The sequence below is a fragment of the Brevibacillus sp. FIR094 genome (genome assembly GCF_050477165.1).
Lineage (GTDB): Bacteria > Bacillota > Bacilli > Brevibacillales > Brevibacillaceae > Brevibacillus.
In genome coordinates this window covers 24610-48070 of the sequence record NZ_JBEAES010000033.1, presented here as the reverse complement: position 1 = coordinate 48070, position 23461 = coordinate 24610, and the positions used below count along the sequence as shown (strand labels likewise).

The following is a 23461-nucleotide window of genomic DNA, read 5'->3' as shown; positions in this document are numbered from 1 at the left end:
CAAACAAATACTCGTTTTGCATGCAGTGAATGTAAGAAGCTGACTGCTGACTTTCATATAGAGGTGATTGCAATGAAACGCAGAGTGGTGATTACTGGTGTTGGTGTCGTTTCTCCAGTAGGGAATGACGCGCAAACCTTCTGGAACAGCTTGCTGGAAGGAAAATCAGGCATTGACCGTGTGGCTGCCTTTGACGCTTCTGATTATCCAACACAAATTGCAGGCGAAGTGAAAAACTTCGACCCTGAGCAGTATATGGACAAGAAAGAAATCCGACGTACAGACCGATTCGTTCAGTTTGGATTAGCTGCTGCCAAAATGGCTGTAGAAGATGCAAAACTGGAGATCACGCCAGAAAATGCGGAACGAGTGGGTGTATACATCGGGTCCGGAATCGGTGGTCTGACTACATGGGAAGAACAGCATTCCGTATTGTTGGAAAAAGGACCGCGTCGCGTGAGTCCGTTCTTCATTCCGATGCTGATTGCAAACATGGCGTCTGGTGCGGTATCCATTCAATACGGTGCAAAAGGACCAACTTCCAGCGCGATTACCGCTTGTGCGACAGGTACAAATGCGATCGGTGATGCACTGCGTCTGATCCAGTTCGATCACGCAGATGTCATGATCGCAGGTGGAGCAGAAGCAACGGTGCGTCCAATGGCATTTGCAGGCTTTTGCTCAGCGAAAGCGATGTCCACCAGAAACGATGAGCCGCAAAAAGCAAGCCGTCCGTTTGACCAAGATCGCGATGGCTTCGTAATGGGCGAAGGTGCTGGTGTTGTGATCCTGGAAGAGCTCGAGCATGCGAAAAAACGTGGAGCAACGATCATCGCGGAAGTCATTGGCTACGGGATGAGCGCAGATGCTCATCATATTACTTCTCCATCTCCTGGTGGCGAAGGGGCAGCGCGTTGCATGGCAAGCGCACTGAAAGACGCTGGCGTTGACCCAATGGAAGTTCAGTATATTAATGCACATGGAACTTCTACTGGCCAAGGAGATATCGCAGAAACACAAGCGATCAAAAGTGTGTTTGGCGAGCACGCATACAAACTGGCTGTCAGCTCGACCAAATCGATGACAGGCCATCTGTTGGGTGCCACTGGTGGTGTCGAGGCAATCGCGACGGCATATGCGCTGCGTGATCAAGTACTGCCTCCAACAATGAACTTGGAAAACCCGGATCCAGAATGTGATCTGGACTATGTTCCGAACCATGCGCGTAAGGCGACCGTTAATGTGGCTGTTTCCAATACATTTGGATTCGGCGGTCACAACGCGACGGTAGTCCTGAAGCGATACGAAGCATAAATGAGCCCTACTGAGAGAAAAAGTAGGCAGTCTCCTGGAATGGTGGTGAGGGTGATGAATTTTGCACAGCTGCAAGAAACGATAGGCTTTCGCTTTCGCGATGAAAGTGTTTTGCGGCAGGCATTCACCCATTCTTCCTACGTGAACGAGCAACGCGGCAAACGAATATCAGACAATGAGCGGCTAGAGTTTTTGGGGGATGCTGTGTTGGAGTTGACCGTCTCCCAGTTTTTATATAAAACTTTTCCGAAGATGAGCGAAGGGGAAATGACGAAACTGCGTGCAGCTATTGTCTGTGAACCTTCTCTCGTCAAGTTTGCTGAACTGTTGAATTTTGGCGATCTCGTATTGCTGGGAAAAGGGGAAGAGCTGACAGGTGGACGTCAGCGACCAGCCTTGCTAGCGGACGTTTTTGAGGCGTTCGTAGGTGCGCTTTACTTGGATCAGGGGTTGGACGCAGTCTTTTCCTTTATGGAAAAATACGTGTACCCACGCATCGACAAGGGAGAGTTTGCCCAGGTAACAGACTTCAAGAGCCAGTTGCAGGAATTTGTTCAACAAGACAATCTGGGAGACATCCATTACCGAATTGTAGAAGAAAAAGGACCAGCTCATAATCGAGAATTCGTATCTGAGGTGCTTTTGAACAATCGTTCGCTTGGCATCGGCTCTGGCCGCTCCAAAAAAGAAGCGGAACAGCAAGCTGCTGCACGAGCATTGGTCAAGCTGGGGGATAAATAATTACTCGTCAGCGAGAAGGGCTGCATCATCTGCTACAAGATGGTGCAGCTTTTTTCTTTCGGGTGGGAAACATAGGGAAAATACTGCGAGATGACCGCCATCTATGATACACTTACCTTCAGATGACCATGTAGGCTCGTAGTAGGTAGCTCCTGTTCGATGCAGGGGCTTCTTTTCGGGTACCATCCGATCCTTGCATGTTTTCAATCTGTCAGTTTGGCAGGCAGTCTGGATGGTTTCTTAAGGAGGACCGTACGTATGTATTTGAAACGCCTGGAGCTGGCTGGATTCAAATCCTTTGCCGATCGCACGGAATTGGAATTTGTACCAGGAGTAACAGCCGTAGTGGGACCGAATGGAAGTGGGAAAAGTAACGTTTCTGATTCGATCCGCTGGGTGCTGGGGGAACAGAGCGCGAAGTCGTTGCGTGGAGCGAAAATGGAAGACATTATTTTCGCGGGTAGCGACAAGCGCAAGCCAGTGAATTTCGCAGAAGTGACACTCACCTTGGACAATACAGATCGTTCGCTCGATGTGGAATATTCGGAGGTATCCGTTACCCGCAGAGTGTATCGTTCTGGTGACAGTGAGTACTACATAAACAACAGATCCTGCCGTCTAAAAGACATCATGGAGCTGTTCATGGATACCGGGCTGGGTAAAGAAGCGTATTCCATTATCGGTCAAGGAAAAATTGAGGAAATTCTCAGTACCAAGTCCGAGGATCGCCGTGGAATATTTGAAGAAGCAGCCGGAATCGTCAAATACAAAACACGCAAGCGCGAGGCTGAGAAAAAGCTCGATGACACCGAGCAAAATCTGGTGCGTATTCACGATATCGTCAGTGAAATTACGGAGCAGATCGGACCTTTACAGGAGCAGGCAGAAACAGCCAAGACATACAAGGAGCTTCATCGCCAGTTGGTTGAGCACGAAGTAGCTCTTTACGTGCAGCAAATTGAAGCAGCTCATACGAAGTGGGAAGCAGCCACTGGACGCGTAGAGGAACTCAAGCACCTGTTAATCGGACAAACGACCGAAGCATCTAAGCAAGAAGCAGAATTGGAGCAAGCACGTTTTCATGTCACCCAAATCGACCAATCTATCGAAGAGCTGCAACAAGTACTTTTGACAGTCAGTGAAGAGACCGAGAAAGTCGAAGGGCAACGTGAGGTATTGCGGGAGCGTATGCGCAATCTCAATGCCAATCGTCAGCAGACGATGGAGCAGATGCACCGAATTACCGAGAAGCAGCACAGTCTTGAGGCAGAACTGGCTGAAGAACAAGAGCGGGCCAAGGAAGCCGATCGCCGAATGACCGAAGCCCACGCTTCGCTGCAAGAAGCAGAAGGTCAATTTTTTTCTATGGTGCAATCACTGACAGATGATGTCGAGCGCTTGAAGAGCGATTACTTCGAAAAGCTCAACGAAATGGCGAATCTGCGCAACGAAAATCGCCATCAGGAGCAGCTTCTCAAGACAAGCGAGGCCAGAGTCGAACGCCAATTGTCTGGAAAAAAACAGCTCGATGAAGAAGAAGAGCAGCGACTAGCTCAGTTGAGTCAGCTCCATAATCAGCTGGAGAAGATCGTTTCTACCATTCAAGAAACCGGTATCAGATACAAAGAGCTGGTTGAGGGCATGCGCGAAGGACAAGCCCGCCTTGAGACAGCACGTCGAGAGTTGCGCCACTGGGAACAAAAGCGGGAAGCAGCGAAGTCGCGTTTTGACCTGTTAAAAGAAATGCAGTCGGAGTTCGCAGGGTTTCAGCAAGGGGTAAAAGAAATTTTGAAAGCACGCGAACGGGGCTTCAAAGGAATTCATGGAGCGGTCGCTGAGCTCGTTGTCGTGCCACAGCAATACGAGACGGCGATGGAAGTCGCATTGGGTGGCGCACTGCAAAACGTCGTCGTGGACAACGAAGCATCGGGTCGTGCAGCCATTACTCACTTGAAACAGCACAATGCAGGTAGGGCGACATTTCTACCGCTAGATGTCATCCGTCCTCGCACCTTGCAGGCAAGCGATAAGCGCCAGCTAGAGGCAGAGAGCGGAGTCGTGGGAATCGCGAGTGAGCTCGTGAGCTTTGAGGAAGCGTACCGACCTATCCTCGAAAGTTTATTGGGCAACGTCATTATTACAGAAAAGCTGGAGCAAGCAAACCGTGTGGCCCGTACGCTTGGCTACCGCTATCGCGTCGTGACGCTGGAAGGCGATATCGTGAATGCAGGCGGTTCCATGACAGGGGGGGCCTTGAAAAAGAACAGCACGAACCTGCTTGGACGCAACCGTCAATCCGAAGAGCTGGAAGCGCAGCTAGTAGAAATCGACCAGGCAATTTCTGGGCATACTACCCTTATGGAGCAGCTAACGAAGGAACTGGCGCAAATGCAGCAGGAGCAAGAAGCTCTGCGTACAGAAGGCGAGAGTCTGAGACTGAAAGAACAAGAAGTAAAAGGACTCTTGCAGCAAAAAGAATCGGAAGGCAGATCCTTGGGCGAGCGAGCAAAGCTTGTTGAACAAGATATTGAAGGCTATCGCCGCGAGATGGAAGAAGCCAAACGGAAGCAAGAGCAGTTGCAAGCCTCTTTGGCTGCCATGGAGCAAGAGGAAAAAGAGCTAGGTGCGCAGATCGCAGAAGCAGAAGCGAAACGCCAAGAGCAGCTCGAATCCAAAGAAGAAATGAATCAAAAAATAACAAGTCTCAAAGTACTGAATGCGCAGGTCAAGCAAGAGTATCAATCGCGCATGGAGCAAACAGAACGATTGCTGGAGCAAAAAAGCCAATTGCAGCGCGAATGGGAAGAACAAAACGCGAACTTGGCATCACTTGATGAGCTGGAGCGAACGAACGAATCGTCCGGCCTTGAGCTGGATCAGCGCATTAGCGAATTGCGTCAGGATAAAGATCGTGTAGCTGGCTTGATTCAAGAGCGGCGAAGTGAGAGGGCGACTCTCTTTTACAAGCAGGAGCAAGTGGAACAGCAGGTAAAGGAAATCCGCCGCGAGGTTAAATCGCTCGAGGAAAAGCTTCATCAGGAAGAAGTAAAAGTCAACCGCAACGAGGTAGAGCTCGATCATCTGCTGAATAAACTCTCCGAAGAATACGAAATGAGCTACGACCTGGCAAAGCAAAAATACCCGGCACGTGGCGAGATTCAGGAAGAGACACAAGTGGTCAATCGTCTCAAAAAGCAGATTGGGGCACTTGGCACTGTGAATCTTGGTGCGATTGAGGAATATGAGCGCTTGTCCGAGCGTCAGCAGTTCTTAAGCTCGCAGGAAGCTGATTTGAATGAAGCAAAAGACATGCTCTATCAAGTGATCCAAGAAATGGACGCAGAGATGTCGCGCCGCTTCAAAGAAACATTTGATGCAATCTCGGAGCAATTCCGCGACGTGTTTGTCCAACTGTTTGGAGGAGGACGCGCAGATCTTGTACTCTCCAACCCAGATAATCTGCTTGAGACGGGCATCGATATCGTGGCGCAGCCACCTGGCAAAAAACTGCAAAATCTTGCGCTCTTATCCGGAGGCGAACGCGCTTTGACTGCGATGGCCTTGCTATTTGCCATCCTGCGTGTGAAGCCAGTGCCATTTTGTGTATTGGATGAGGTAGAAGCCGCTTTGGATGAGGCAAACGTTAACCGTTTCGCCGAGTACATGCACCATTTCAGCAACCAGACGCAGTTTATTTGCGTCACACACAGAAAAGGTACAATGGAGAGTGCAGACGTGCTATACGGTATCACGATGCAAGAGGGCGGCGTGTCCAAACTCGTCTCCGTGAAGCTGGAGGACAGTGACAAGTATATCGAATCAGCCTCTTAAACGGATTTGCCATTCAATTGATACTACCCGCAAAGGAAGATGAACATGAGTTTTTTCAAGCGCCTTCGTGATACTATTGTCCAAAAATCCGAAGAGGTCACCCAGAAGTTTACGGATGGTTTGGCTAAAACGAGAGACCTGTTAGTAGAAAAAGTAGAGGATCTGGTACGTCGCTACAAAAAGATCGACGATGACTTTTTCGATGAATTAGAGGAAATTTTGATTACGTCCGATGTGGGCGTCAATACCGTAATGGAGCTCATTGACGACCTGCGGACAGAAGTGCGCAAGCAAAAAATCGAGAATGCGATCGACCTGCAGCCCATTCTCTCAGAAAAACTGGTTGCCCTTTTGAAAAATGATGATGCTGCGGATACATCTCTGAACGTAGAGGACGGTCGTCTGAACGTCATTTTGTTCGTTGGGGTAAACGGAGTAGGGAAAACGACCACGATCGGTAAAATGGCGCATATGTTCAAGCAGCAAAATAAAAAAGTGCTGCTGGCAGCAGGTGACACGTTCCGTGCAGCCGCGATTGAACAGCTGGAGGTTTGGGGAGAGCGTGTAGGAGTTGACGTAATCAAACAACAGCAAGGCTCTGATCCGGCTGCTGTGATCTACGATGCGATTCAGGCAGCGAAATCCCGACAAGTCGATGTGCTGTTGTGCGATACCGCAGGCCGCTTGCAAAACAAAGTCAATCTAATGGAAGAGCTGGCGAAGGTTCACCGCGTATTGCAGCGCGAATTGCCAGGAGCTCCGCACGAGGTCTTGCTCGTTTTGGACGCTACGACTGGGCAAAATGCGCTTTCGCAGGCGAAAACGTTTGGACAGTCTGCTGGTGTAACAGGTTTAGTCCTGACCAAGCTGGATGGTACAGCAAAGGGCGGTATCGTCATTGCGATTCGCAACGAGCTGAACATTCCGGTGAAATACGTTGGCTTGGGTGAAAGAATGGATGACTTGCAGCAGTTTGATCCTGAGCAATTTGTTCATGCGCTTTTTGCTGGATTGATCCAAAAAGATGAAACGGAAGAGCAAGAAAACGCGTAAAAACATAGTGTTTCGAAGACAAAAAAATGATGTCAATAAAAAACCTTGACACTAGGTGTGGAATTAGGTACTATAATCTACGTGCTGTAAAGAAAAAGTCTTTACAGTTTGAAACGAGTACCTCATAGCAAAGGATTGGTTACATGTTAGAAAAGACCAATCAAGTCAATCTCTTGTTTGACTTTTACGCGCCGCTACTCAAGGGCAAGCAGCGAGAATATCTTGAGCTGTACTATCTGGACGATTTATCGCTCGGAGAAATTGCCGAGATGCATGAGGTCAGCCGCCAAGCTGTTTATGATCATATTAAGCGGGCAGAGAAGCAACTGTTCGAATACGATCATAAGCTTCGCCTAGCTGAGCGTCATGAAAAGCACATGGACGTGTTGAATCGCATGAACGAACTTGTAAATGAGCTTTCGGAGAGCGAGACAAGAGACGAGCTGAACACTTTGCTCCACCAACTGTCAGAGATGGATTAGGAGGGCTCGCATGGCGTTTGAGAGCTTAGCCAATCGGCTGCAAAACGCGTTTGACAAACTGCGCGGCAGAGGGAAAATAGACGAGACCATCGTGAATGAAGCGATGCGTGAAGTTCGTCTGGCCCTGCTGGAAGCAGACGTTAACTTTAAAGTAGTAAAAGAATTCGTTGCTCGTGTCAAAGAGCGCGCAGTTGGTCAGGAAGTCATGAAAAGCCTGACGCCTGGTCAAATGGTGATCAAAATCGTGAATGAAGAGCTAGTCGCTCTGATGGGTGGCAATGTCGCTCAGCTCACGATGGCGCACCGCCCGCCAACTGTCATCATGATGGCAGGTCTGCAAGGGGCAGGTAAAACGACCACAACCGGTAAGCTGGCCAAGTACTTGCAAAAACAAAACCGCAAGCCGCTTCTGGTAGCGGGAGACATTTACCGTCCTGCTGCGATCAAGCAGCTTCAGGTTTTAGGGGAGCAACTCAATGTTCCCGTCTTCACTCTCGGTGATCAAGTCAGTCCTGTCGATATCGCTCGCCAAGCGATTGAACACGCGAAGACGAATCATCTCGACGTAGTCCTCATCGATACAGCAGGTCGCCTGCATATTGACGAAGCGCTGATGGACGAGTTGAAACAGATTCGCGAGGTAACCAAGCCCGATGAGATTTTGCTCGTCGTGGACGCGATGACAGGTCAAGATGCCGTCAACGTAGCAGAGAGCTTTAACAGTCAGCTTGAACTGACTGGTGTGGTTCTCACGAAGCTCGACGGTGATACCCGAGGCGGTGCGGCACTGTCCGTCAAAGCTGTCACTGGCAAGCCGATCAAATTCGCGGCGATGGGTGAAAAGCTGGATGCGCTCGAACCGTTCCATCCGGATCGTATGGCTTCCCGTATTTTGGGTATGGGGGACGTACTCAGCCTGATTGAAAAAGCACAGGCATCCGTGGATGAAGACAAAGCACGCGATATGGAACGCCAAATGCGTCAAGGTGAGTTTACCTTCGACATGTTCTTGGATTCCATGCAGCAGCTTCGCAACCTGGGTCCTTTTGAAGACATTCTCGGCATGCTGCCAGGAATGAACAAGATGAAGGGCAAAATGAACGTGGATGAGAAGCAGATTGCCCGAGTTGAAGCGATCGCCAAATCCATGACCAAACAAGAGCGCGCTAATCCTGATTTATTGAATGCCAGCCGTCGCAAGCGCATCGCAAGCGGAAGCGGAACGAGCATTCAAGAAGTCAATCGTTTCCTCAAGCAATTCGAGGAAATGAAAAAGATGATGAAGCAATTCTCAGGCGCTGCTGACAAGATGGTCAAGAAGTCGAAGAAAAAAGGCTTCGGATTACCTTTCATGGGAAAAGGCGGAGGCAACAACCAAGGCGGGATGAACTTCCCTTTTAACTTCAAGCCACCGTTCAAGTAAGCAGGCATGATCTCTTCGCGACACTGACTTGTCAGCTGGCCGCGATGGTTCAGATATAGTAGCACCAACGCAGATGATCTTCTAGCGTTGATTAATACAGGAGGTGACACAACATGGCAGTAAAAATCCGTCTGAAGCGTATGGGTTCCAAGAAAGCTCCTTTCTACCGTGTAGTAGTAGCTGACTCCCGTTCCCCACGCGATGGCCGTTTCATTGAAGAAATCGGTTACTACAATCCGGTTGCTCAACCGGCAGTGGTGAAAATTGATACCGACAAAGCGGTACAATGGATCCTGAATGGTGCAGCTCCAACTGACACCGTTCGTAACCTTCTCTCCAAAGAAGGCGTACTCGCAAAAGTACACGAAACCAAATACGGCAAATAAGTCGGTCATCTGGAGGTTTGATGATGAAAGCGCTGGTCGAAACGATCGCTAAAGCTCTCGTCGATCATCCGAATGAGGTTCGTGTTAACGCAGTGGACAAAGAGCGAACTCTCGTCTTTGAATTGTCGGTACACCCTGATGATATGGGGAAGATTATTGGCAAGCAAGGTCGAATCGCGAAAGCCCTGCGCACGGTCGTGATCGCCGCATCCGTGGAAACGGACAAGCGTGTCACGGTTGAAATTGTATGAGAAAAGGCTGGGAGCTTTCCCAGTCTTTTTTCTAGTATCCAAGATGCTCATAAACCATGATGGTTTTTCCGAAAGGAGTGGCGAAGGTGCTTACTATATTTCGGACGGTACAGGTTAAACTGATCATTACGGAAGCATCACGGGCTGCTCTCATTGATCAGTATAGCCAACGACTTCGTTTGCAGCGTAAAGAGTGGGAGCAGTGGCAGTTTCAATCGAAAAAGTTATTAACCGAGGCGAAGAAAAAGTCTGCGGATACATATGCGTTAGCGCAGGAAAAAATAGCGCAGGAAGAGCGTCGACGCAAGGAAAAGATAGATCACCTGACATATACCCTCCAGCAGGTAGAAAATCTCCCAGAGGGAAGCGAGATCGATTACCAGACTGTGCAAAGCCCTGTCACGATTCAAGTGGGCGATGTCTGGGATGAAATGATGTCCGGAACGGAAATCATGATAAAAGATGGCCTGGTACATGAAATTCGGCTACAAACAAAAAATGGGAACAAAGAATAAGGAGGAATGAACACGTTGAGCCAAAATAGTTTTTACGGAGTAGGCAAACTGGTTAATACGCACGGCCTGCGTGGTGAGGTACGTGTAACACCAACGACTGACTTTCCAGATCAGCGTTTTCGAAAAGGAAATGAGCTGTACTTGTTCCATCCGACACTCAGTGAGCCACTAAAATTGAAAATCGTTTCTCGTCGCTCGCATAAAAATTTTGAGATTGTGAGCTTTCAAGGCTATGAGCATATTAACGATATCGAAAAGTACAAGGGCGGAGAGCTGAAAATTCCAGAGGAAGCGCTGATGGAATTAGAAGAGGACGAGTTCTACATTCATCAGCTCGTCGGCTGCGTCGTAGTAACCGACGAGGGCGAAGAACTGGGGAAAATCGTGGATGTTATGCAGCCAGGAGCAAACGATGTGTGGGTAGTGAAAGGGAAGCGCGGGGAAATCTTGCTGCCATATATCGATGAGTGCATCAAGGAAGTGGACATCGCGAACAAACGTGTGGTCTGCCATCTGATGGAAGGCTTGCTGTAGGAGGAACTTCAGATGCGGATCGATATTTTCACGCTCTTTCCCGAAATGTTTACAGGTGTTTTATCCAGCAGCATTTTGGGAAAGGCAAGCGAAAAAGAGCTGGTTGATTTTCACGTCACCAATTTTCGCGATTTCTCCGAGAGCAAGCATGGGACGGTAGACGATACCCCTTATGGCGGTGGCGGTGGAATGGTTTTGAAGCCAGAGCCGTTGTTCCGGGCCGTAGAAGCCTTGACAGAAGAAAAAAACCCCCGAGTGATTCTGATGTGCCCACAGGGTGTGCCTTATCATCAGAAGCTTGCAGAAGACTTAGCGCAAGAAGAGCACCTTGTCTTCATTTGCGGTCATTATGAAGGGTACGACGAGCGAATTCGCGAGCATCTCGTCACGGATGAGATCTCGATTGGCGATTACGTCCTGACTGGGGGAGAGCTTGCGGCAATGGTGGTCATTGATAGTGTCGTTCGTTTGCAACCAGGAGCGTTGGGAAACCAGACGTCAGCTGTTGAGGATTCCTTTTCAACAGGACTGCTCGAATACCCTCATTACACAAGACCAGCTGAGTTTCGCGGCTGGAAGGTGCCAAATGTATTGTTGTCAGGCCACCACGCCAATATTGAAAGCTGGCGGTTAAAAGAATCGCTGCGGCGAACAAAAGCACGGCGTCCAGATTTGTTGGAAAAGCTTGATCTGACAAATGAAATGAAAAAGCTATTGGCTGAATTGGAACAAGAAAAAAAGTAGGGAACAAATAGAAGCAGAGTCTTGTAGTTTTGAGCCCTCTGTGTTAATATACTTCTTGTGGCAATTTTGCCCGCTGACTAAGGCGGTCCGCTACTCGTAACGCAGCCAAGCGGCTGGACCTATGGGTTAGACGAGTAAGAACGTCTATCGGAAGGAGGAAATTCAAATGAACCAAATTATCCGTGAACTGGAAAAAGCGCAATTGAAACAGGACATTCCTGCGTTCCGACCTGGTGACACTGTTCGTGTACACGTTAAGGTTATCGAGGGTCAGCGTGAGCGTATCCAGCTGTTCGAAGGCGTATGCATTCGCCGTCGCGGTACAGGTGTCAGCGAAACATTTACTGCTCGTAAGATCTCTTACGGCGTAGGTGTTGAGCGTACATTCCCAGTACACACGCCTAAGATCGACAAGATCGAAATCGTGCGTCATGGTAAAGTACGTCGTGCGAAACTGTACTATCTGCGCGATCGCGTAGGTAAAGCAGCTCGTATTAAAGAAATTCGTCGATAAGCGTAAAGCTTAGAAAGAGGACTGGCCTGCTTGCCAGGCCTCTTTTTTCCATTTAACGATCTTGAAATAAAATAGTTCATCTTGACATATGTTACAGCTAAGGTTGGACGAGCTTTCATGGGAGGATCGTAAGTCATGAGCGAAGAAATTACCTCCAGTCATAAGAAGAAAAATGAACTATGGGAATGGATAAAGGCGCTTGGGATCGCCTTAATCTTGGCGTTTCTCATCCGTACCTTTTTGTTCGCCCCGTTTATTGTAGAAGGCGAATCCATGGAAAGTACATTACATAATAGCGAAAAATTAGTTGTGAACAAAGCGATTTACTTTTTGCAAGATCCGAAGCCTGGTGAAATCATCGTGTTCCATGCTGAAAAGGAACGAGATTACATCAAGAGAGTCATCGCTGTTGAGGGTGATACAGTAGAGGTCAAAAACGATCAGCTGCTGGTCAATGGCAAAGTGATAGAGGAACCGTATCTTGCACAAGCAAAAGAACAAGCGAAGCAGCAGGGAGAGCCGTTCTTTACCCACGATTTTCCCCCGGTCCAAATACCAGCAGACCATATCTTTGTGATGGGCGACAACAGGTTGAACAGTCATGACAGCAGAGCCATTGGTCCTGTTGCCGTCAGTACGGTTGTTGGTAGAGCGGAATTTACTTTTTGGCCGGTTGCGGGAATTCGCTTGACAAGATAACGCAAAGCTTCAAGGTAGGTGAGACATCATGACGATTCAATGGTTTCCTGGCCATATGGCTAAAGCACGTCGTCAAGTAACGGAAAAGCTGAAGTTAATCGATGTTGTCATAGAGCTTCTCGATGCACGTCTGCCGCTTTCCAGCCGTAATCCGATGATTGACGAGATTGTCAGTGATAAACCACGTTTGATATTACTTAATAAAGCAGATTTGGCGGATGAACGGGCAACAGATGAGTGGATTTCTTATTTTCGCAAACAAGGCATTCGCACATTGCCGATTGATGCCCTGAGTGGAAAAGGTGTCAGCAAGCTCCCAGAAATGTGTAAGGAGCTAGCTGCTGATATGCTGGCAAAGCGAAGTGAGCGGGGCATGCAAGGTCGTGCCATCCGCATCATGATCTTAGGAATCCCTAATGTCGGCAAGTCTTCCCTTATCAACCGCTTGTCCAAGCGCTCGGTAGCGGCAACAGGTGATCGACCAGCCGTAACCAAGGCGCAACAATGGGTGAAAATGGGCGATACACTGGAGCTTCTCGATACGCCTGGTATTCTTTGGCCGAAATTTGAAGATCAGATGGTAGGTCTGCGATTGGCGGCAAGTGGGGCAATTAAAGACGAGCTCATCGATTTTACGGAGGTAGCATTATTTGTCATCAGCTATATGATGCACTACTATCCGGAACGCCTGATCGAACGCTTCAAGCTAAAAGAATTGCCTGAGGATCGAGTAGAAATGCTCGAAGAAATCGGGAAGAAGCGCGGATGTCTCGTTTCTGGCGGAAATATCGACTACGACAAGGCAGCGGAAATTTTCCTGCGTGAGCTGCGTTCCGGCAAGCTGGGAACGATCTCTGTCGAGCGTCCGATTGACTGGGAAATGGACGAACCGATTGGTAAGCCAGTATCTTTTCCAGAATAAGCTTTCCAGCCATCAAAAACCTGTCTATCCGACATATACGGTAGGCAGGTTTTTTTACTATGAGAGGATGTTCAAAAAGTCGTCTTTTTAAATTGGCACTTTGAGATCTGTAAGGAGAAATGAGTCAATGAATCTAGCGGATATGTCGATAAAAGAAATACGAGTGACGATGGAAAAGTTGGACGAGGTACCCAAAGATTTTTTACAATTGCTGAAAGTTGATAAAAGAGCGGGTGTACAGGCTCTGGCGAAGCAGGTGGAAGCAGCGATTGCACGTCAAGAAAAGCTCGCACAGATGTGGGCCGACATGACCGTTTATGAGAATGCTATGCTTGATAAGGGGCATCAATACATATTCGGGGTAGATGAAGTCGGACGAGGACCATTGGCTGGTCCCGTTGTCGCGTGTGCTGTGTGCCTGCCCAAGGATTTTTACTTGCCAGGACTGAATGACTCGAAGAAGATACCCGTTTCCACTCGGGAAGCTTTTTGCGAAATCATTCAAAGAGATGCACTTGCTGTGGGAATCGGAATTGTCGATGCAGCAAGAATCGATGCGATCAATATTTTAGCTGCTACTAAAGAGGCAATGAAGCTGGCGATCCAACAGGCAGGTAAAGCGCCAGATGCACTTCTGATTGACGCCGTGCAGCTAACCGGAATGGATTGCGAGCAGGTTCCGATTATCGGGGGAGATGCCAAGAGTGTCTCGATTGCAGCCGCATCGATCGTAGCGAAGGTTACCCGTGATCGATTGATGGCCCAGTATGCCGAACAATATCCAGCCTATGGCTTTGACAAACACGCAGGCTATGGCACCCCTGAGCATCTGGCAGCAATCGCTCGATTTGGACCAACGCCGATTCATCGCAAAACATTCACTGGCGTAAAAGAGCACGCCTAAAAAGTGCGAGTAACATACTGCCTACAGGAGGAGGATCTGCATGTTTTCCCCGTCGCAACTTATTCAATCATTCGTTCAAAAAGCACCCATATCCGCTCCGAAGCCGGTTGAGCTTACTCCCGGACAAGTGTTTAAAGGCACGGTAATCAAGAATTACCCGGACAATATGGCGCTCGTACAAGTCGGGGGAATGCAGGTTCAGGCTAAAATGGAAGCAAGTCTGGAGCCGGGCCAGAAAGCTTGGCTGCAAGTCCAGCCATCAACAGGTGTCGTCACGTTGAAGGTTTTGGAAAGCGTTGGGGAAGGAGCTGGCAAAGACGCATCTCTGGAAGGGCTAATGCGGTCACTAGGGATTGCTGATACAAAAGAGAGCAAAGCGATCGTGCAAGCTCTGCTTGGTGCTAATCTTCCTGTGAATAAGGAAACGATACAAGCTTTTTCTGCCGTTGCTAGGCGATTAGGCGTAGACAATGCCACTATTGAGGCATTCATGACTGCCATGAAACGAAATTTGCCACTGACTCCCGATACAATCGCAGGGCTCAAAGCTTTTATTTCGGACAAGCCAATGGGACAGCTCATACAAAACCTGCTGCAGCAAGCCTCACTCTTTTTAGAGGGAGAGGGTCAGCCTTCACAGACGGCAGGTCAAATGCCTCAAAGCCAATCACAGCAAGTCCCCGGACAAGCCAATGTAGTAACGGGAGATGTCAAACAGCTTGTTAGTCAGTTAAAAGAAAAGCTGACGGGACTCTCATTACTAATCGCGGGCAACGATGGTACAGACGAGGGACTGGCGGTAAAACAAATGCCACAAGGTAATCAGCCCAATCAAGCTGCTTCTCAGAACGCGACTGGAGGAAGCCAGACTCAGCCGCTGCCTGCACAGAGCGGTCAACCTTCAGCGCAAGTGCAGACATCGCCCCAACCATCAACGCAGGCTTTCAGTAACATACCATCGCCATCACAACCTGTTTCGTCAACTGTTTCAACCGAGACAGTGCCTGCACCAAACACCGCCGGTAAGCAGGTGGAATCGCAGCAAAACGCCATGACTGGAAAGCGTAATCAGTTGCTGCCTAACCAGACGAGTGCTCCAAGCGTCGAGTTAAAAATGGCTCGAAACGAGTCATTGCCTATTCCTCCGTCACCACAGATGAATCAGGAGCCGATCCAAAACAAGCAGATGGCAGAGCAAAGGGCCGTAATGAATGACGCGGGTCAAAAGGTCATACCACAAATGGTGTCTCAAGCACCTGGCTCCACAGCTGCTAACCCGATTGCTGAACTGTTTCGTCATTTAGGCGTAACCCACGAGAGAGAATTGATGGGACAGGCATTTTCACAGGGGCCAATCGATTCGCATTCATTAAAGCAGATGGATACAGTCAAATCCCTCTTGCTGCAAATCAGTCAAGCGCCAGCTCAGGCACTTCCAACTGCCTTGCGTGAAGCTGCTGATCAACTGCTGCAACAAGTGACCGGACAACAGTTGATGATGGTACAGCCCTCTAACCAAGCTTTGTCTCAAATCGTTTTGCAAATTCCGATTCGACAAGCAGATGGGGATGAGACTGCTTTTGTCCAAATTGAGTCGAAAAAGAAAGGTTCTGGACAACTTGATCCAGAGAACTGCCGTCTATTCTTTCATTTGGAACTCCAAAGTATGGGGACAACCATGATTGATGTAAGTATTGTTAATCGAATTGTTAACCTGCAAATTTTTAACGATACACCATGGGTGGAAGCACTCATTCAAGGGTCCAAGGATCGTTTTGCTGACCAATTACAGGATGTTGGTTACCATCTATCCGCTATGCGGGTCCAGCCAGTGCCGGCCGAGCGCGGGAAGTCGACAAGTCCGATCCAAACCAAAGGCCCCATCCTGGCTGACTATAAAGGGGTTGACCTTCGCGTATGAAGCCGCCATCCTCTTCAGAGCAAAAACGCAAACAGGCAGTTGCGCTAAAATACCAGGCGGGTACCATGGAAGCGCCAAAGATAGTGGCAAAAGGCAAGGGGTACGTAGCTGACAATATACTGAAGACAGCAAAGGAGCATGATATACCGGTACAAGAGGACCCATCACTTGTAGAGGTTTTGGGCAAGCTGGATCTGGATCAACAAATTCCTCCGGAGCTGTATCAAGTTGTGGCAGAAATCCTTGCTTTTGTTTATCGCATCGATAAAGGCGGAGGAACCAAATAATGAGCGATCGCCGCCGTCTTCTTGGTCAACGAGGAGAACAGCTTGCTGAAAGTTACTTAGTGAACAAGGGTTTCCGTATTCTCGATCGAAATGTTCGAACAAAACGTGGGGAAATGGATTTGATTGCTCGAGACGGAAATTGCTTGGTTTTCATTGAGGTTCGAACGAGGAGCAGCCAATTATTTGGAACAGCGGGCGAGTCGATTACCTGGAAGAAGAAACAGAAGCTGCGTGAGCTTGCCATCGAATACTTGCAAAAAAACGCACAGCCAATCCCAGCCTTTCGGTTTGATGTCATCGCGATTTACATGGGTACATCAACGCAAGGTGGAGACTTCATGAAGCCAGTCATTGAGCATTATGAGAGTGCTTTCTAGGAAAAACGGGCTTTTGACCACGAATATATTGGGGATACGTCTACAGCATCAGTCGCAGAGCCAGCGTACTATGTACTGTACTCGACGCGATGAAACTCCTCCAAGCATCAATATCCGCTTTCCGGCTCAAAAGCTGGGAAGCATTTTTTTTTGATGAAACGGATCGATTCGTACAGACAACCCCATAACTAGTATCACTTTTGCTTTTGAAATCCGGGATCAAAACAGTTGTCTGAAAGAAAAACAAATGTTTTTCAAAAAAATAGCCGATTTGGTGTGACATTTTTCCATCTCATTCGTCAATAGAAGTATAGGAAATAATTTGGAGGTAAAAACAATGAAAAAGATTAAGAACAGTTTAATGAAAAACGTCTCCTTAGCGGTAGCAACTATTTGTACTGTTCAGTTTTCAGTTACAGGCATTGCATCTGCACAAGTGGCGACACCACAACCTATTGAAGCTTATAGCATGGTAGCAAGCTCTACTGGCTTGAAAGCAAACGTAGGCTCAGTGAACGTCACGATTGGGGATACAGAAACCATTCGCCTTACTTATAATGGCAACCCTATCGATAACGCATTGATTGATTGGGAAATTGGCAGCTCCAGCATCGCTTCTGTCAGCAATGGGGTTGTATACGGTAAGAAAGTAGGAACGACTGTTGCTACTGCTAAATACAACGGTTATCGAGCTACAGTTAGAGTGACTGTTGACAGAGCTCAAACTTTGGAAGCAACGAAAACAGAGGTTTCTGTTAAAAAAGGTAAGAAAACAACCGTTAGTTTGAAATTTGCGGGAAGCAGTCTCCCTGGATCAAGAGCGACTTGGAAAACTTCGGATAAAACAGTTGCAACTGTTGACGATGGTGAAATTAAAGGTGTAGGCCAAGGAAGCACAGTCATTACTGCTAGCTACAAAGACCAAGAGGTAGAAATCCGCGTTGATGTTGAAGGCGGAAATTCAGACGGTAAGCTGGAATCAGATGTTACCCAGCTGAAAATGGAAAAAGGCGATAAAGAAACCATTAAGTTGACGTATGACGATGATAAACTGTCTGGTTCAAAAGCAACATGGAAAACTTCGAAGTCCTCTGTAGCAACCGTAAACGATGATGGTGTCGTTACTGCAAAAGGCAAAGGTACAGCAACGATCACTGCAAAATACAAAGGCTACGAAGTAGAGATTGATATTTATGTAGATACAGACAGTTCTGGTAAACTGGAAGCAGATGAAACCAGCCTCTCTTTGAAAAAAGGCGACAGAGACACAATTCAGCTAACTTATGATGACGAGAAATTGTCTGGTTCAAAAGCAACCTGGAAAACATCCAACTCCAGCGTGGCAACTGTTGATGATGGTGTCGTTACGGCAAAAGGCCAAGGAACAGCTACCATTACAGCAACATACAAAGGCTATAAGGTCGAAATTCGTGTAAAGGTCGATTACAACAACTCTGGTAAACTGGAAGTAAACGATAGCACGATCTCCTTGAAAAAAGGGGAAAGAGAAACTGTAACATTGAAATATGATGGTACCAGCATTAGTAACTCGAATGCATCTTGGTCCACATCCCGATCCTCAGTAGCAACAGTAAGCAGCTCTGGTATGATTACAGCAACAGGTAAAGGGAAAGCTACCATTACTGCTCAATACAAAGGCGAAAAAGTTGAAATTGAAGTGACTGTCGATAGCTCCTCAGGAATGCTGGAAGCAGACGATACGAGCGTCACCTTGAAAAAAGGCGAGAGAGAAACTGTAAAACTGAGATATGATGGCGACACAATTAGCAATTCAAAAGCAACTTGGAAAACCTCTAAATCTTCTGTAGCAACTGTTAGCAGCAGTGGTGTGATTACAGCAAAAGCTAAAGGAACGGCAACCATTACAGCTACGTATAAAGGCGAAAAAGTTGAAATTGAAGTGGAAGTTGGCAGCAAAAGCTCAGGCAAGCTTGAAGCAGATGACACAAGCATTACCATTAAAAAGGGTGACTCTGAAAAGATCAAACTCACCTATGATGGCGATGACATCAGCAGCTCTAAAGCAAAATGGAAGTCTAATAAAACTTCTGTAGCTTCTGTATCCAGCAGTGGTTCGGTAAAAGGTAAAAAGAAAGGTAAGGCCACTATTACAGCTGAATACAAAGGCTATGAAGTGGAAATCGAAGTAACGGTAAAATAATGAATGACAGGAAACTCGCTGAATCTTAATTGGTTCAGCGAGTTTTTTCTAAAAGAAAGGAAATCCTGTTATTTGTTATGGAGGAGGAATGAAGCTTGAGAGAGATCATCTTGGAAAAGATAAAAGAGATCGAGCGAGCACATGACTTGAAAATATTGTTTGCTGTTGAATCAGGAAGTCGGGCATGGGGATTTCCGTCCAAAGATAGCGATTATGATGTGCGTTTTGTCTATGTGAAGAAACCAGAATGGTATTTGTCCATTGACGACAAACGGGATGTTGTAGAAGTACCGATCAATAATCTTTTAGATATAAACGGCTGGGATATTCGAAAAGCCCTCAAGCTATTTCGAAAATCGAATCCGCCCCTACAAGAATGGCTTGTGTCAGACATTGTTTATCTCGATACACTTGGCTTTCGAGAGGAGCTGGTAAGGTTGCAAAAGGAAGTATTTTCGCCAAAGGCTTCTTTGCATCATTACCTCAGTATGGCAAAGGGAAACTTTCGGGACTATCTGCAAGGCGAGCAAGTCAAAAGTAAAAAGTATTTTTACGTGTTACGCCCGATCCTCGCATGCATCTGGATCGAAACGTATCATACGAATCCCCCCATTGGATTTGATCAGTTAGTTACAGAGCTGATAACCGATTCTACGTTAAAAGGTAAAATTTCTGAGCTGCTCCAAAGAAAAATAGCTGGGGATGAGTTGAGCTTGGAGCCAAGAATCGAAGAGCTTCACGATTTTATTGAGGAACAAATTGAGCGTCTGACTGCACTAACTAGACAATATACAAATGATCTGGAGGACCCAACAGACAAGCTGGATGAGATATTTCGAAAGTATTTACAGAAGGCGTGGATTGTCAGTTAGTTATGATGGAGACGTTATGATAGATAGGGAGGTACAAATATTCATGAAGGATCATAACCGAAAACATATAAAGCAACCTCTCGAAATTTACTTCGATCAACCAGATAAACCTTATGGCTGCTTCTCCACTTTCTCTGCGCATCCAATAGAGTTGGAAGGGGAACTATGGACAACTTCGGAACACTATCTGCAAGCTAAGAAAGCTACAGGGACGATCCTTGAAAAAGAGATCATGCGCAAGGCATTACAAGCAAAAGTAGAACAGTACCCTGTCATCCGTGAAACTCTGCTCTCTACTGGGGATGCAGCCTTAATCGATCGTACAAGTAATGATCCAAATATAGTAGGAAGATTGTGGATGGAAGTACGTGAAAGTCTAGAGGGGTACCAACCGCACTTCTATTTGCCCCCATGGGTTGTATTCCCTGAAGAGCATCCTTATAGTTTGTTTTGGCGGATGGGATTTGGTGAGGATTATGTCATGCATTATTGGCCATGGCTAGAGGAAATGAGCGAGAATGCAAGGAAAGAGTATGACGCTTATTTTCCGGTACCAGAGGAATGGAAGTTTGAAGATTTGGATGAGGAAGAAGAATGAAGCTACTGTTCATTTGCAGCAGAAATAAATGGAGGAGCTTGACGGCAGAAAAGATTTTTCACGGGATCAATGACTATGAGGTAAGATCAGCAGGTACTGAAACTGCGGCGCGTATCAAAGTAACAAGTGGTCTTATCGGCTGGGCTGATCTCATTTTTTGTATGGAGAAAAAACATGTAAGGCGGTTACAAGAAAAGTTTAGCTCGGAACTGATGGATAAAAGGATCATTTGCTTGGGCATCCCTGATGAATACATGTACATGGATGAGGAGCTGATCGAGATATTAAAATCGAGTGTTTCCGCATATATAGAAATTCCGGATTAAGCTGTTATTACCCGTAGTCGATGTAAACCGGATTATTATGTATAATGGGGATGATATGGCTCGATCGCAGTATCCATACTTATCGTAAAGCGAGGACTTTCACCATGAAAAAAAAACTTGTACTGGTTCTAGATGTTGAAATAGCAGACAAAGCTGATATGCAGCAACTGGCCGATTCAATGTCCACAGCGATTCAATCCGTGGAAGGGATTGCCTTGCAAGACCTGGTTATGTTTGATAACGATGAAAACAATGCTGACAAGCTAATTGCTAACATAAGAAAAGAAATGGCCTAATAAGGAGAGCAGTTCTGTGTTTTTCGTTTCTGTTCTGGCTTACCTGATCGTTGCTCTCCTCTATGGATTTTGGACGATGAAAAGCCAACAGCTCTGGGTTCGACTAACAGGAAGTTTCATCGTTCACCTATTTATTGCTGCAATAGTGAGTCTCGGTTACTTTTTTGCGTAAAGAAGTGGCTACGACCTGTTGTAATGGGAGATGAGTGTATGGATTATCAAAAATTGAGTAAAGAACTGTCCTATGCGCTTCGTCATGCCCCCCATGAATATGAGCTTGAGTTAGACGAACAAGGATGGGTTCCTATCAAGCAATTACTTTTGTCACTTCATGAACAGCGCAAGTGGCGAGCGGTTACCGAAGAAGATATACATACGATGATTGCGTTATCAGAAAAAAAGCGTCATGAGATCAATCAAGGCAAAATTCGCGCCCTCTATGGACATTCAGTGCCGCAAAAGATTCAAAAGGAAGAAAAAGAACCGCCCGCGTATCTTTTTCATGGCACGCCGCAAAGATTCCGCGATTCTATTTTGGCTAATGGGCTTGTTCCAAAAGGAAGACAGTATGTGCATCTATCTGAAGACGTCCAAACAGCGCAGCAGGTTGGGAAAAGACGAGACGATCATCCCGTACTTTTGCGAATCGATGCGAGGCAAGCTTGGCAAAATGGCGTGAAGTTTTACCATGGAAATGAGCTCGTTTGGTTAGCAGATCACGTGCAAAAAGAATACATCTCTGTCTATCAGAAGTAGCTCAATTTGCTCAAGAAGAAACAACGCAGCATGAGAAAAGACTCGCATTCGAACGCGGGTCTTTTTTATATCAACGTTAATTGTAAGGAGGTAAAAGCGGCATGGAATTGTTGTTTGCTTTTCTACTGTTGGTAGGACTTTTTGCAATCTACGACGCGATACGGAGGTTGAACCAGAACATCGTAACCCAAGTGGATCAAAACCAACGAATCATTGAACTACTGAATGAATTGAAGAGAAAGCAGTGAGGGTAAGGGTCACCGAGCACAAGCGCGTAGCTTCCACGATTGGGCATTCATGGAGTGATGGTGAGCAGTTTTTTTACGTATTCCGCATGATGATTACCAGAGTGGTAGTAAACTTCTCCAGCGATTTTATGAGTCAAGGAACAGCGATTATCGTTTTCCCAATCATCTTCAAATGGCTTTAGCAATAATACCCGCTCTAAATTGTTGGATAATGTGATGAGATCCAGGTCGCTGTAAAAGGAAATACGTTCAAAAATTCTCAATCCAGTTCACCTTCGTTCTTACGCTTTTTCATAAAGATACAGAATGCCGTCGTCGATCGACCAATTACGTAATGAATGCCTCCAATCGCTTGTTTGCGAGGGTAAGCATTTTTCGAGTTCATTTACGATTTTTTCCCAATCTTGATCACTATCACTAAACTCAATGTACTCACCGTATATCAAGTCAAAAACGAGGTAACCCATTTCGTACTCAATGCAATCGATCTTATAGTAAGAGACACTGTAGACTTCGTCCCAGGCGATATGAACAGGTTCAGCATGTTCGTAGTGGATAGAAATTTGATGGTGATCAACAGAAAAAATCAAATAGAACCAACTCCTTACCTGTTTATTTGCAGTATACCTGTTGGAGTGAAAGTTTTCCATAAATGTATGGTGCAGTGGCAGGTGCTTCGGGAGAGTGCAGACCTTGCAGGAATAGTTGAATGGATCAATAATAAATCCGGAGGAGACGTAATATGGACAATTGGATTCCATTATCGGATGAGCAATATCGTCTGGTTTGGGGTAAATTTTATAAGGATTTCAATTTCAAACCAAGTATCCATAGTAGTGACTGGCCTTCCTATCGATTACCGATTCCTTTTGCCACATTTGATATTACTGAATATACGGATGACGATATCGATGATCTTGAGGAGAAGTGTGTTACCAACCTTAGAGCGGTGACTGGGTCTGAGGAATATGTCTATGCACTCGATTGGCAACACAAATGCTACCTCTTTAATCCGCATTTAGAGAATGGCAATGCAAGTAGAAGGATAGGGTTTTGCCCAGATGGTGATTATTGCTTCTATTTGAATAAAGATTTTAAGTGGGGATACTTAGGGCATCCCTGGGAGCAATCAATAAGCATTTTTGGAGAAGAATTGATTCAACAGTTTGAAACCGATAGACCAACTATTTTTGGGAAGATAGTGCGTAGTAATCGATGAAGTAACTGGAACTGTTTTCCTTACTATATTGACAAAGTGGTATCAACGATTAGCCACAAGCATCAA

General features: G+C 46.7%; 29 protein-coding genes. 28 read left to right on the top strand and 1 reads right to left on the bottom strand.

The genetic code is table 11. The annotated features are described in order from the left end of the window. Positions 1 to 72 precede the first annotated feature (72 nt). The 27 genes from fabF to ACQ5DJ_RS23670 all read left to right on the top strand — a co-directional run bounded on the left by fabF (position 73) and on the right by ACQ5DJ_RS23670 (position 22358). The gene (fabF, locus tag ACQ5DJ_RS23800; protein ID WP_429844583.1) at positions 73 to 1314 is read left to right on the top strand and encodes a beta-ketoacyl-ACP synthase II; all 1242 of its coding nucleotides are present in this window, start codon (positions 73 to 75) and stop codon (positions 1312 to 1314) included. A 54-nt stretch (positions 1315 to 1368) separates the two neighbouring features. Further along, the gene (gene rnc / locus ACQ5DJ_RS23795; RefSeq protein WP_026043146.1) at positions 1369 to 2055 is read left to right on the top strand and encodes a ribonuclease III; all 687 of its coding nucleotides are present in this window, start codon (positions 1369 to 1371) and stop codon (positions 2053 to 2055) included. A 258-nt stretch (positions 2056 to 2313) separates the two neighbouring features. Then, a complete protein-coding gene (gene smc / locus ACQ5DJ_RS23790) occupies positions 2314 to 5886 on the top strand; it encodes a chromosome segregation protein SMC (RefSeq protein WP_429844582.1) in 3573 nt (1190 codons plus the stop codon). Positions 5887 to 5931: 45 nt separating this feature from the next. Beyond that, entirely contained in the window at positions 5932 to 6939 is a 1008-nt protein-coding gene (gene ftsY, locus ACQ5DJ_RS23785; protein ID WP_429844581.1) for a signal recognition particle-docking protein FtsY, read from the top strand. 143 nt (positions 6940 to 7082) lie between these two features. Further along, on the top strand, positions 7083 to 7421 hold the full coding sequence (locus tag ACQ5DJ_RS23780) for a putative DNA-binding protein (RefSeq protein ID WP_429844580.1): 339 nt from the start codon (positions 7083 to 7085) through the stop codon (positions 7419 to 7421). Between the two features lie 10 nt (positions 7422 to 7431). After that, complete coding sequence (ffh, locus tag ACQ5DJ_RS23775) at positions 7432 to 8844, top strand: signal recognition particle protein (RefSeq protein WP_429844579.1); 1413 nt, start codon at positions 7432 to 7434, stop codon at positions 8842 to 8844. 113 nt (positions 8845 to 8957) lie between these two features. Beyond that, positions 8958 to 9230: a 30S ribosomal protein S16 gene (gene rpsP / locus ACQ5DJ_RS23770; RefSeq protein ID WP_047067992.1), complete on the top strand. Its 273-nt coding sequence runs from the start codon at positions 8958 to 8960 to the stop codon at positions 9228 to 9230. A gap of 23 nt (positions 9231 to 9253) precedes the next feature. Next, positions 9254 to 9481 carry a KH domain-containing protein gene (locus tag ACQ5DJ_RS23765; protein ID WP_007719711.1) on the top strand — a complete coding sequence of 76 codons (228 nt, stop codon included), beginning with the start codon at positions 9254 to 9256 and terminating at the stop codon, positions 9479 to 9481. An 86-nt stretch (positions 9482 to 9567) separates the two neighbouring features. After that, a complete protein-coding gene (locus ACQ5DJ_RS23760; protein ID WP_429844578.1) occupies positions 9568 to 9996 on the top strand; it encodes a YlqD family protein in 429 nt (142 codons plus the stop codon). A gap of 6 nt (positions 9997 to 10002) precedes the next feature. After that, positions 10003 to 10530 (top strand): ribosome maturation factor RimM, encoded by a 528-nt coding sequence (rimM, locus tag ACQ5DJ_RS23755; RefSeq protein ID WP_017249366.1) that lies wholly within the window; start codon positions 10003 to 10005, stop codon positions 10528 to 10530. A 12-nt stretch (positions 10531 to 10542) separates the two neighbouring features. Next, a complete protein-coding gene (trmD, locus tag ACQ5DJ_RS23750) occupies positions 10543 to 11274 on the top strand; it encodes a tRNA (guanosine(37)-N1)-methyltransferase TrmD (RefSeq protein WP_429844577.1) in 732 nt (243 codons plus the stop codon). A gap of 166 nt (positions 11275 to 11440) precedes the next feature. Further along, positions 11441 to 11788: a 50S ribosomal protein L19 gene (gene rplS, locus ACQ5DJ_RS23745; RefSeq protein ID WP_007719703.1), complete on the top strand. Its 348-nt coding sequence runs from the start codon at positions 11441 to 11443 to the stop codon at positions 11786 to 11788. 135 nt (positions 11789 to 11923) lie between these two features. After that, a complete protein-coding gene (lepB, locus tag ACQ5DJ_RS23740; protein ID WP_429844576.1) occupies positions 11924 to 12487 on the top strand; it encodes a signal peptidase I in 564 nt (187 codons plus the stop codon). 28 nt (positions 12488 to 12515) lie between these two features. Continuing rightward, on the top strand, positions 12516 to 13409 hold the full coding sequence (ylqF, locus tag ACQ5DJ_RS23735) for a ribosome biogenesis GTPase YlqF (RefSeq protein ID WP_429844575.1): 894 nt from the start codon (positions 12516 to 12518) through the stop codon (positions 13407 to 13409). Positions 13410 to 13536: 127 nt separating this feature from the next. After that, positions 13537 to 14313 carry a ribonuclease HII gene (locus ACQ5DJ_RS23730; protein WP_429844574.1) on the top strand — a complete coding sequence of 259 codons (777 nt, stop codon included), beginning with the start codon at positions 13537 to 13539 and terminating at the stop codon, positions 14311 to 14313. A 40-nt stretch (positions 14314 to 14353) separates the two neighbouring features. Further along, a complete protein-coding gene (locus tag ACQ5DJ_RS23725) occupies positions 14354 to 16234 on the top strand; it encodes a hypothetical protein (protein ID WP_429844573.1) in 1881 nt (626 codons plus the stop codon). After that, positions 16231 to 16521 carry an EscU/YscU/HrcU family type III secretion system export apparatus switch protein gene (locus ACQ5DJ_RS23720; RefSeq protein ID WP_392429775.1) on the top strand — a complete coding sequence of 97 codons (291 nt, stop codon included), beginning with the start codon at positions 16231 to 16233 and terminating at the stop codon, positions 16519 to 16521. Before ACQ5DJ_RS23725 ends, ACQ5DJ_RS23720 begins: the two co-directional genes overlap by 4 nt. Next, positions 16521 to 16898, top strand: coding sequence for a YraN family protein (locus ACQ5DJ_RS23715; RefSeq protein ID WP_429844572.1), 378 nt, complete (start codon positions 16521 to 16523; stop codon positions 16896 to 16898). The genes ACQ5DJ_RS23720 and ACQ5DJ_RS23715 overlap by 1 nt, the downstream gene beginning before the upstream one ends. A 337-nt stretch (positions 16899 to 17235) precedes the next feature. After that, positions 17236 to 19080: an Ig-like domain-containing protein gene (locus ACQ5DJ_RS23710; RefSeq protein ID WP_429844571.1), complete on the top strand. Its 1845-nt coding sequence runs from the start codon at positions 17236 to 17238 to the stop codon at positions 19078 to 19080. Positions 19081 to 19175: 95 nt separating this feature from the next. Then, a complete protein-coding gene (locus tag ACQ5DJ_RS23705) occupies positions 19176 to 19952 on the top strand; it encodes a nucleotidyltransferase domain-containing protein (RefSeq protein ID WP_429844570.1) in 777 nt (258 codons plus the stop codon). A gap of 43 nt (positions 19953 to 19995) precedes the next feature. Then, complete coding sequence (locus ACQ5DJ_RS23700; RefSeq protein WP_429844569.1) at positions 19996 to 20550, top strand: NADAR family protein; 555 nt, start codon at positions 19996 to 19998, stop codon at positions 20548 to 20550. Then, positions 20547 to 20876, top strand: coding sequence for a low molecular weight protein tyrosine phosphatase family protein (locus tag ACQ5DJ_RS23695; RefSeq protein ID WP_429844568.1), 330 nt, complete (start codon positions 20547 to 20549; stop codon positions 20874 to 20876). The genes ACQ5DJ_RS23700 and ACQ5DJ_RS23695 overlap by 4 nt, the downstream gene beginning before the upstream one ends. Before the next feature lie 104 nt (positions 20877 to 20980). After that, on the top strand, positions 20981 to 21172 hold the full coding sequence (locus ACQ5DJ_RS23690) for a hypothetical protein (protein ID WP_409174432.1): 192 nt from the start codon (positions 20981 to 20983) through the stop codon (positions 21170 to 21172). Positions 21173 to 21188: 16 nt separating this feature from the next. Next, complete coding sequence (locus tag ACQ5DJ_RS23685; protein WP_429844567.1) at positions 21189 to 21344, top strand: hypothetical protein; 156 nt, start codon at positions 21189 to 21191, stop codon at positions 21342 to 21344. A gap of 38 nt (positions 21345 to 21382) precedes the next feature. Continuing rightward, complete coding sequence (locus tag ACQ5DJ_RS23680) at positions 21383 to 21928, top strand: RNA 2'-phosphotransferase (RefSeq protein WP_429844566.1); 546 nt, start codon at positions 21383 to 21385, stop codon at positions 21926 to 21928. Positions 21929 to 22029: 101 nt separating this feature from the next. Beyond that, the gene (locus ACQ5DJ_RS23675) at positions 22030 to 22176 is read left to right on the top strand and encodes a hypothetical protein (RefSeq protein WP_429844565.1); all 147 of its coding nucleotides are present in this window, start codon (positions 22030 to 22032) and stop codon (positions 22174 to 22176) included. Then, positions 22173 to 22358, top strand: a complete 186-nt coding sequence (locus ACQ5DJ_RS23670; RefSeq protein ID WP_429844564.1) for a hypothetical protein — start codon at positions 22173 to 22175, stop codon at positions 22356 to 22358. The genes ACQ5DJ_RS23675 and ACQ5DJ_RS23670 overlap by 4 nt, the downstream gene beginning before the upstream one ends. A 99-nt stretch (positions 22359 to 22457) precedes the next feature. On the opposite strand, the gene ACQ5DJ_RS23665 is transcribed toward ACQ5DJ_RS23670, so the two are convergent. After that, entirely contained in the window at positions 22458 to 22766 is a 309-nt protein-coding gene (locus ACQ5DJ_RS23665) for a hypothetical protein (protein WP_429844563.1), read from the bottom strand. Between the two features lie 152 nt (positions 22767 to 22918). Between ACQ5DJ_RS23665 and ACQ5DJ_RS23660 the strand changes: the two genes are divergently transcribed. Further along, positions 22919 to 23395, top strand: coding sequence for a DUF2716 domain-containing protein (locus ACQ5DJ_RS23660; RefSeq protein ID WP_429844562.1), 477 nt, complete (start codon positions 22919 to 22921; stop codon positions 23393 to 23395). Positions 23396 to 23461 lie beyond the last annotated feature (66 nt).

Coding starts and splice junctions, on each gene's coding strand:
- ACQ5DJ_RS23690 (WP_409174432.1), top strand. CDS start 20,981: ATGAAAAAAAAACTTGTACTGGTTCTAGATGTTGAAATAGCAGACAAA.
- ACQ5DJ_RS23680 (WP_429844566.1), top strand. CDS start 21,383: ATGGATTATCAAAAATTGAGTAAAGAACTGTCCTATGCGCTTCGTCAT.
- ACQ5DJ_RS23715 (WP_429844572.1), top strand. CDS start 16,521: ATGAGCGATCGCCGCCGTCTTCTTGGTCAACGAGGAGAACAGCTTGCT.
- rplS (WP_007719703.1), top strand. CDS start 11,441: ATGAACCAAATTATCCGTGAACTGGAAAAAGCGCAATTGAAACAGGAC.
- ylqF (WP_429844575.1), top strand. CDS start 12,516: ATGACGATTCAATGGTTTCCTGGCCATATGGCTAAAGCACGTCGTCAA.
- ACQ5DJ_RS23765 (WP_007719711.1), top strand. CDS start 9,254: ATGAAAGCGCTGGTCGAAACGATCGCTAAAGCTCTCGTCGATCATCCG.
- lepB (WP_429844576.1), top strand. CDS start 11,924: ATGAGCGAAGAAATTACCTCCAGTCATAAGAAGAAAAATGAACTATGG.
- ACQ5DJ_RS23725 (WP_429844573.1), top strand. CDS start 14,354: ATGTTTTCCCCGTCGCAACTTATTCAATCATTCGTTCAAAAAGCACCC.
- fabF (WP_429844583.1), top strand. CDS start 73: ATGAAACGCAGAGTGGTGATTACTGGTGTTGGTGTCGTTTCTCCAGTA.
- ftsY (WP_429844581.1), top strand. CDS start 5,932: ATGAGTTTTTTCAAGCGCCTTCGTGATACTATTGTCCAAAAATCCGAA.
- rimM (WP_017249366.1), top strand. CDS start 10,003: ATGAACACGTTGAGCCAAAATAGTTTTTACGGAGTAGGCAAACTGGTT.
- ffh (WP_429844579.1), top strand. CDS start 7,432: ATGGCGTTTGAGAGCTTAGCCAATCGGCTGCAAAACGCGTTTGACAAA.
- ACQ5DJ_RS23675 (WP_429844565.1), top strand. CDS start 22,030: ATGGAATTGTTGTTTGCTTTTCTACTGTTGGTAGGACTTTTTGCAATC.
- rpsP (WP_047067992.1), top strand. CDS start 8,958: ATGGCAGTAAAAATCCGTCTGAAGCGTATGGGTTCCAAGAAAGCTCCT.
- rnc (WP_026043146.1), top strand. CDS start 1,369: ATGAATTTTGCACAGCTGCAAGAAACGATAGGCTTTCGCTTTCGCGAT.
- ACQ5DJ_RS23730 (WP_429844574.1), top strand. CDS start 13,537: ATGAATCTAGCGGATATGTCGATAAAAGAAATACGAGTGACGATGGAA.
- ACQ5DJ_RS23720 (WP_392429775.1), top strand. CDS start 16,231: ATGAAGCCGCCATCCTCTTCAGAGCAAAAACGCAAACAGGCAGTTGCG.
- ACQ5DJ_RS23660 (WP_429844562.1), top strand. CDS start 22,919: ATGGACAATTGGATTCCATTATCGGATGAGCAATATCGTCTGGTTTGG.
- smc (WP_429844582.1), top strand. CDS start 2,314: ATGTATTTGAAACGCCTGGAGCTGGCTGGATTCAAATCCTTTGCCGAT.
- ACQ5DJ_RS23695 (WP_429844568.1), top strand. CDS start 20,547: ATGAAGCTACTGTTCATTTGCAGCAGAAATAAATGGAGGAGCTTGACG.
- ACQ5DJ_RS23700 (WP_429844569.1), top strand. CDS start 19,996: ATGAAGGATCATAACCGAAAACATATAAAGCAACCTCTCGAAATTTAC.
- ACQ5DJ_RS23780 (WP_429844580.1), top strand. CDS start 7,083: ATGTTAGAAAAGACCAATCAAGTCAATCTCTTGTTTGACTTTTACGCG.
- ACQ5DJ_RS23710 (WP_429844571.1), top strand. CDS start 17,236: ATGAAAAAGATTAAGAACAGTTTAATGAAAAACGTCTCCTTAGCGGTA.
- trmD (WP_429844577.1), top strand. CDS start 10,543: ATGCGGATCGATATTTTCACGCTCTTTCCCGAAATGTTTACAGGTGTT.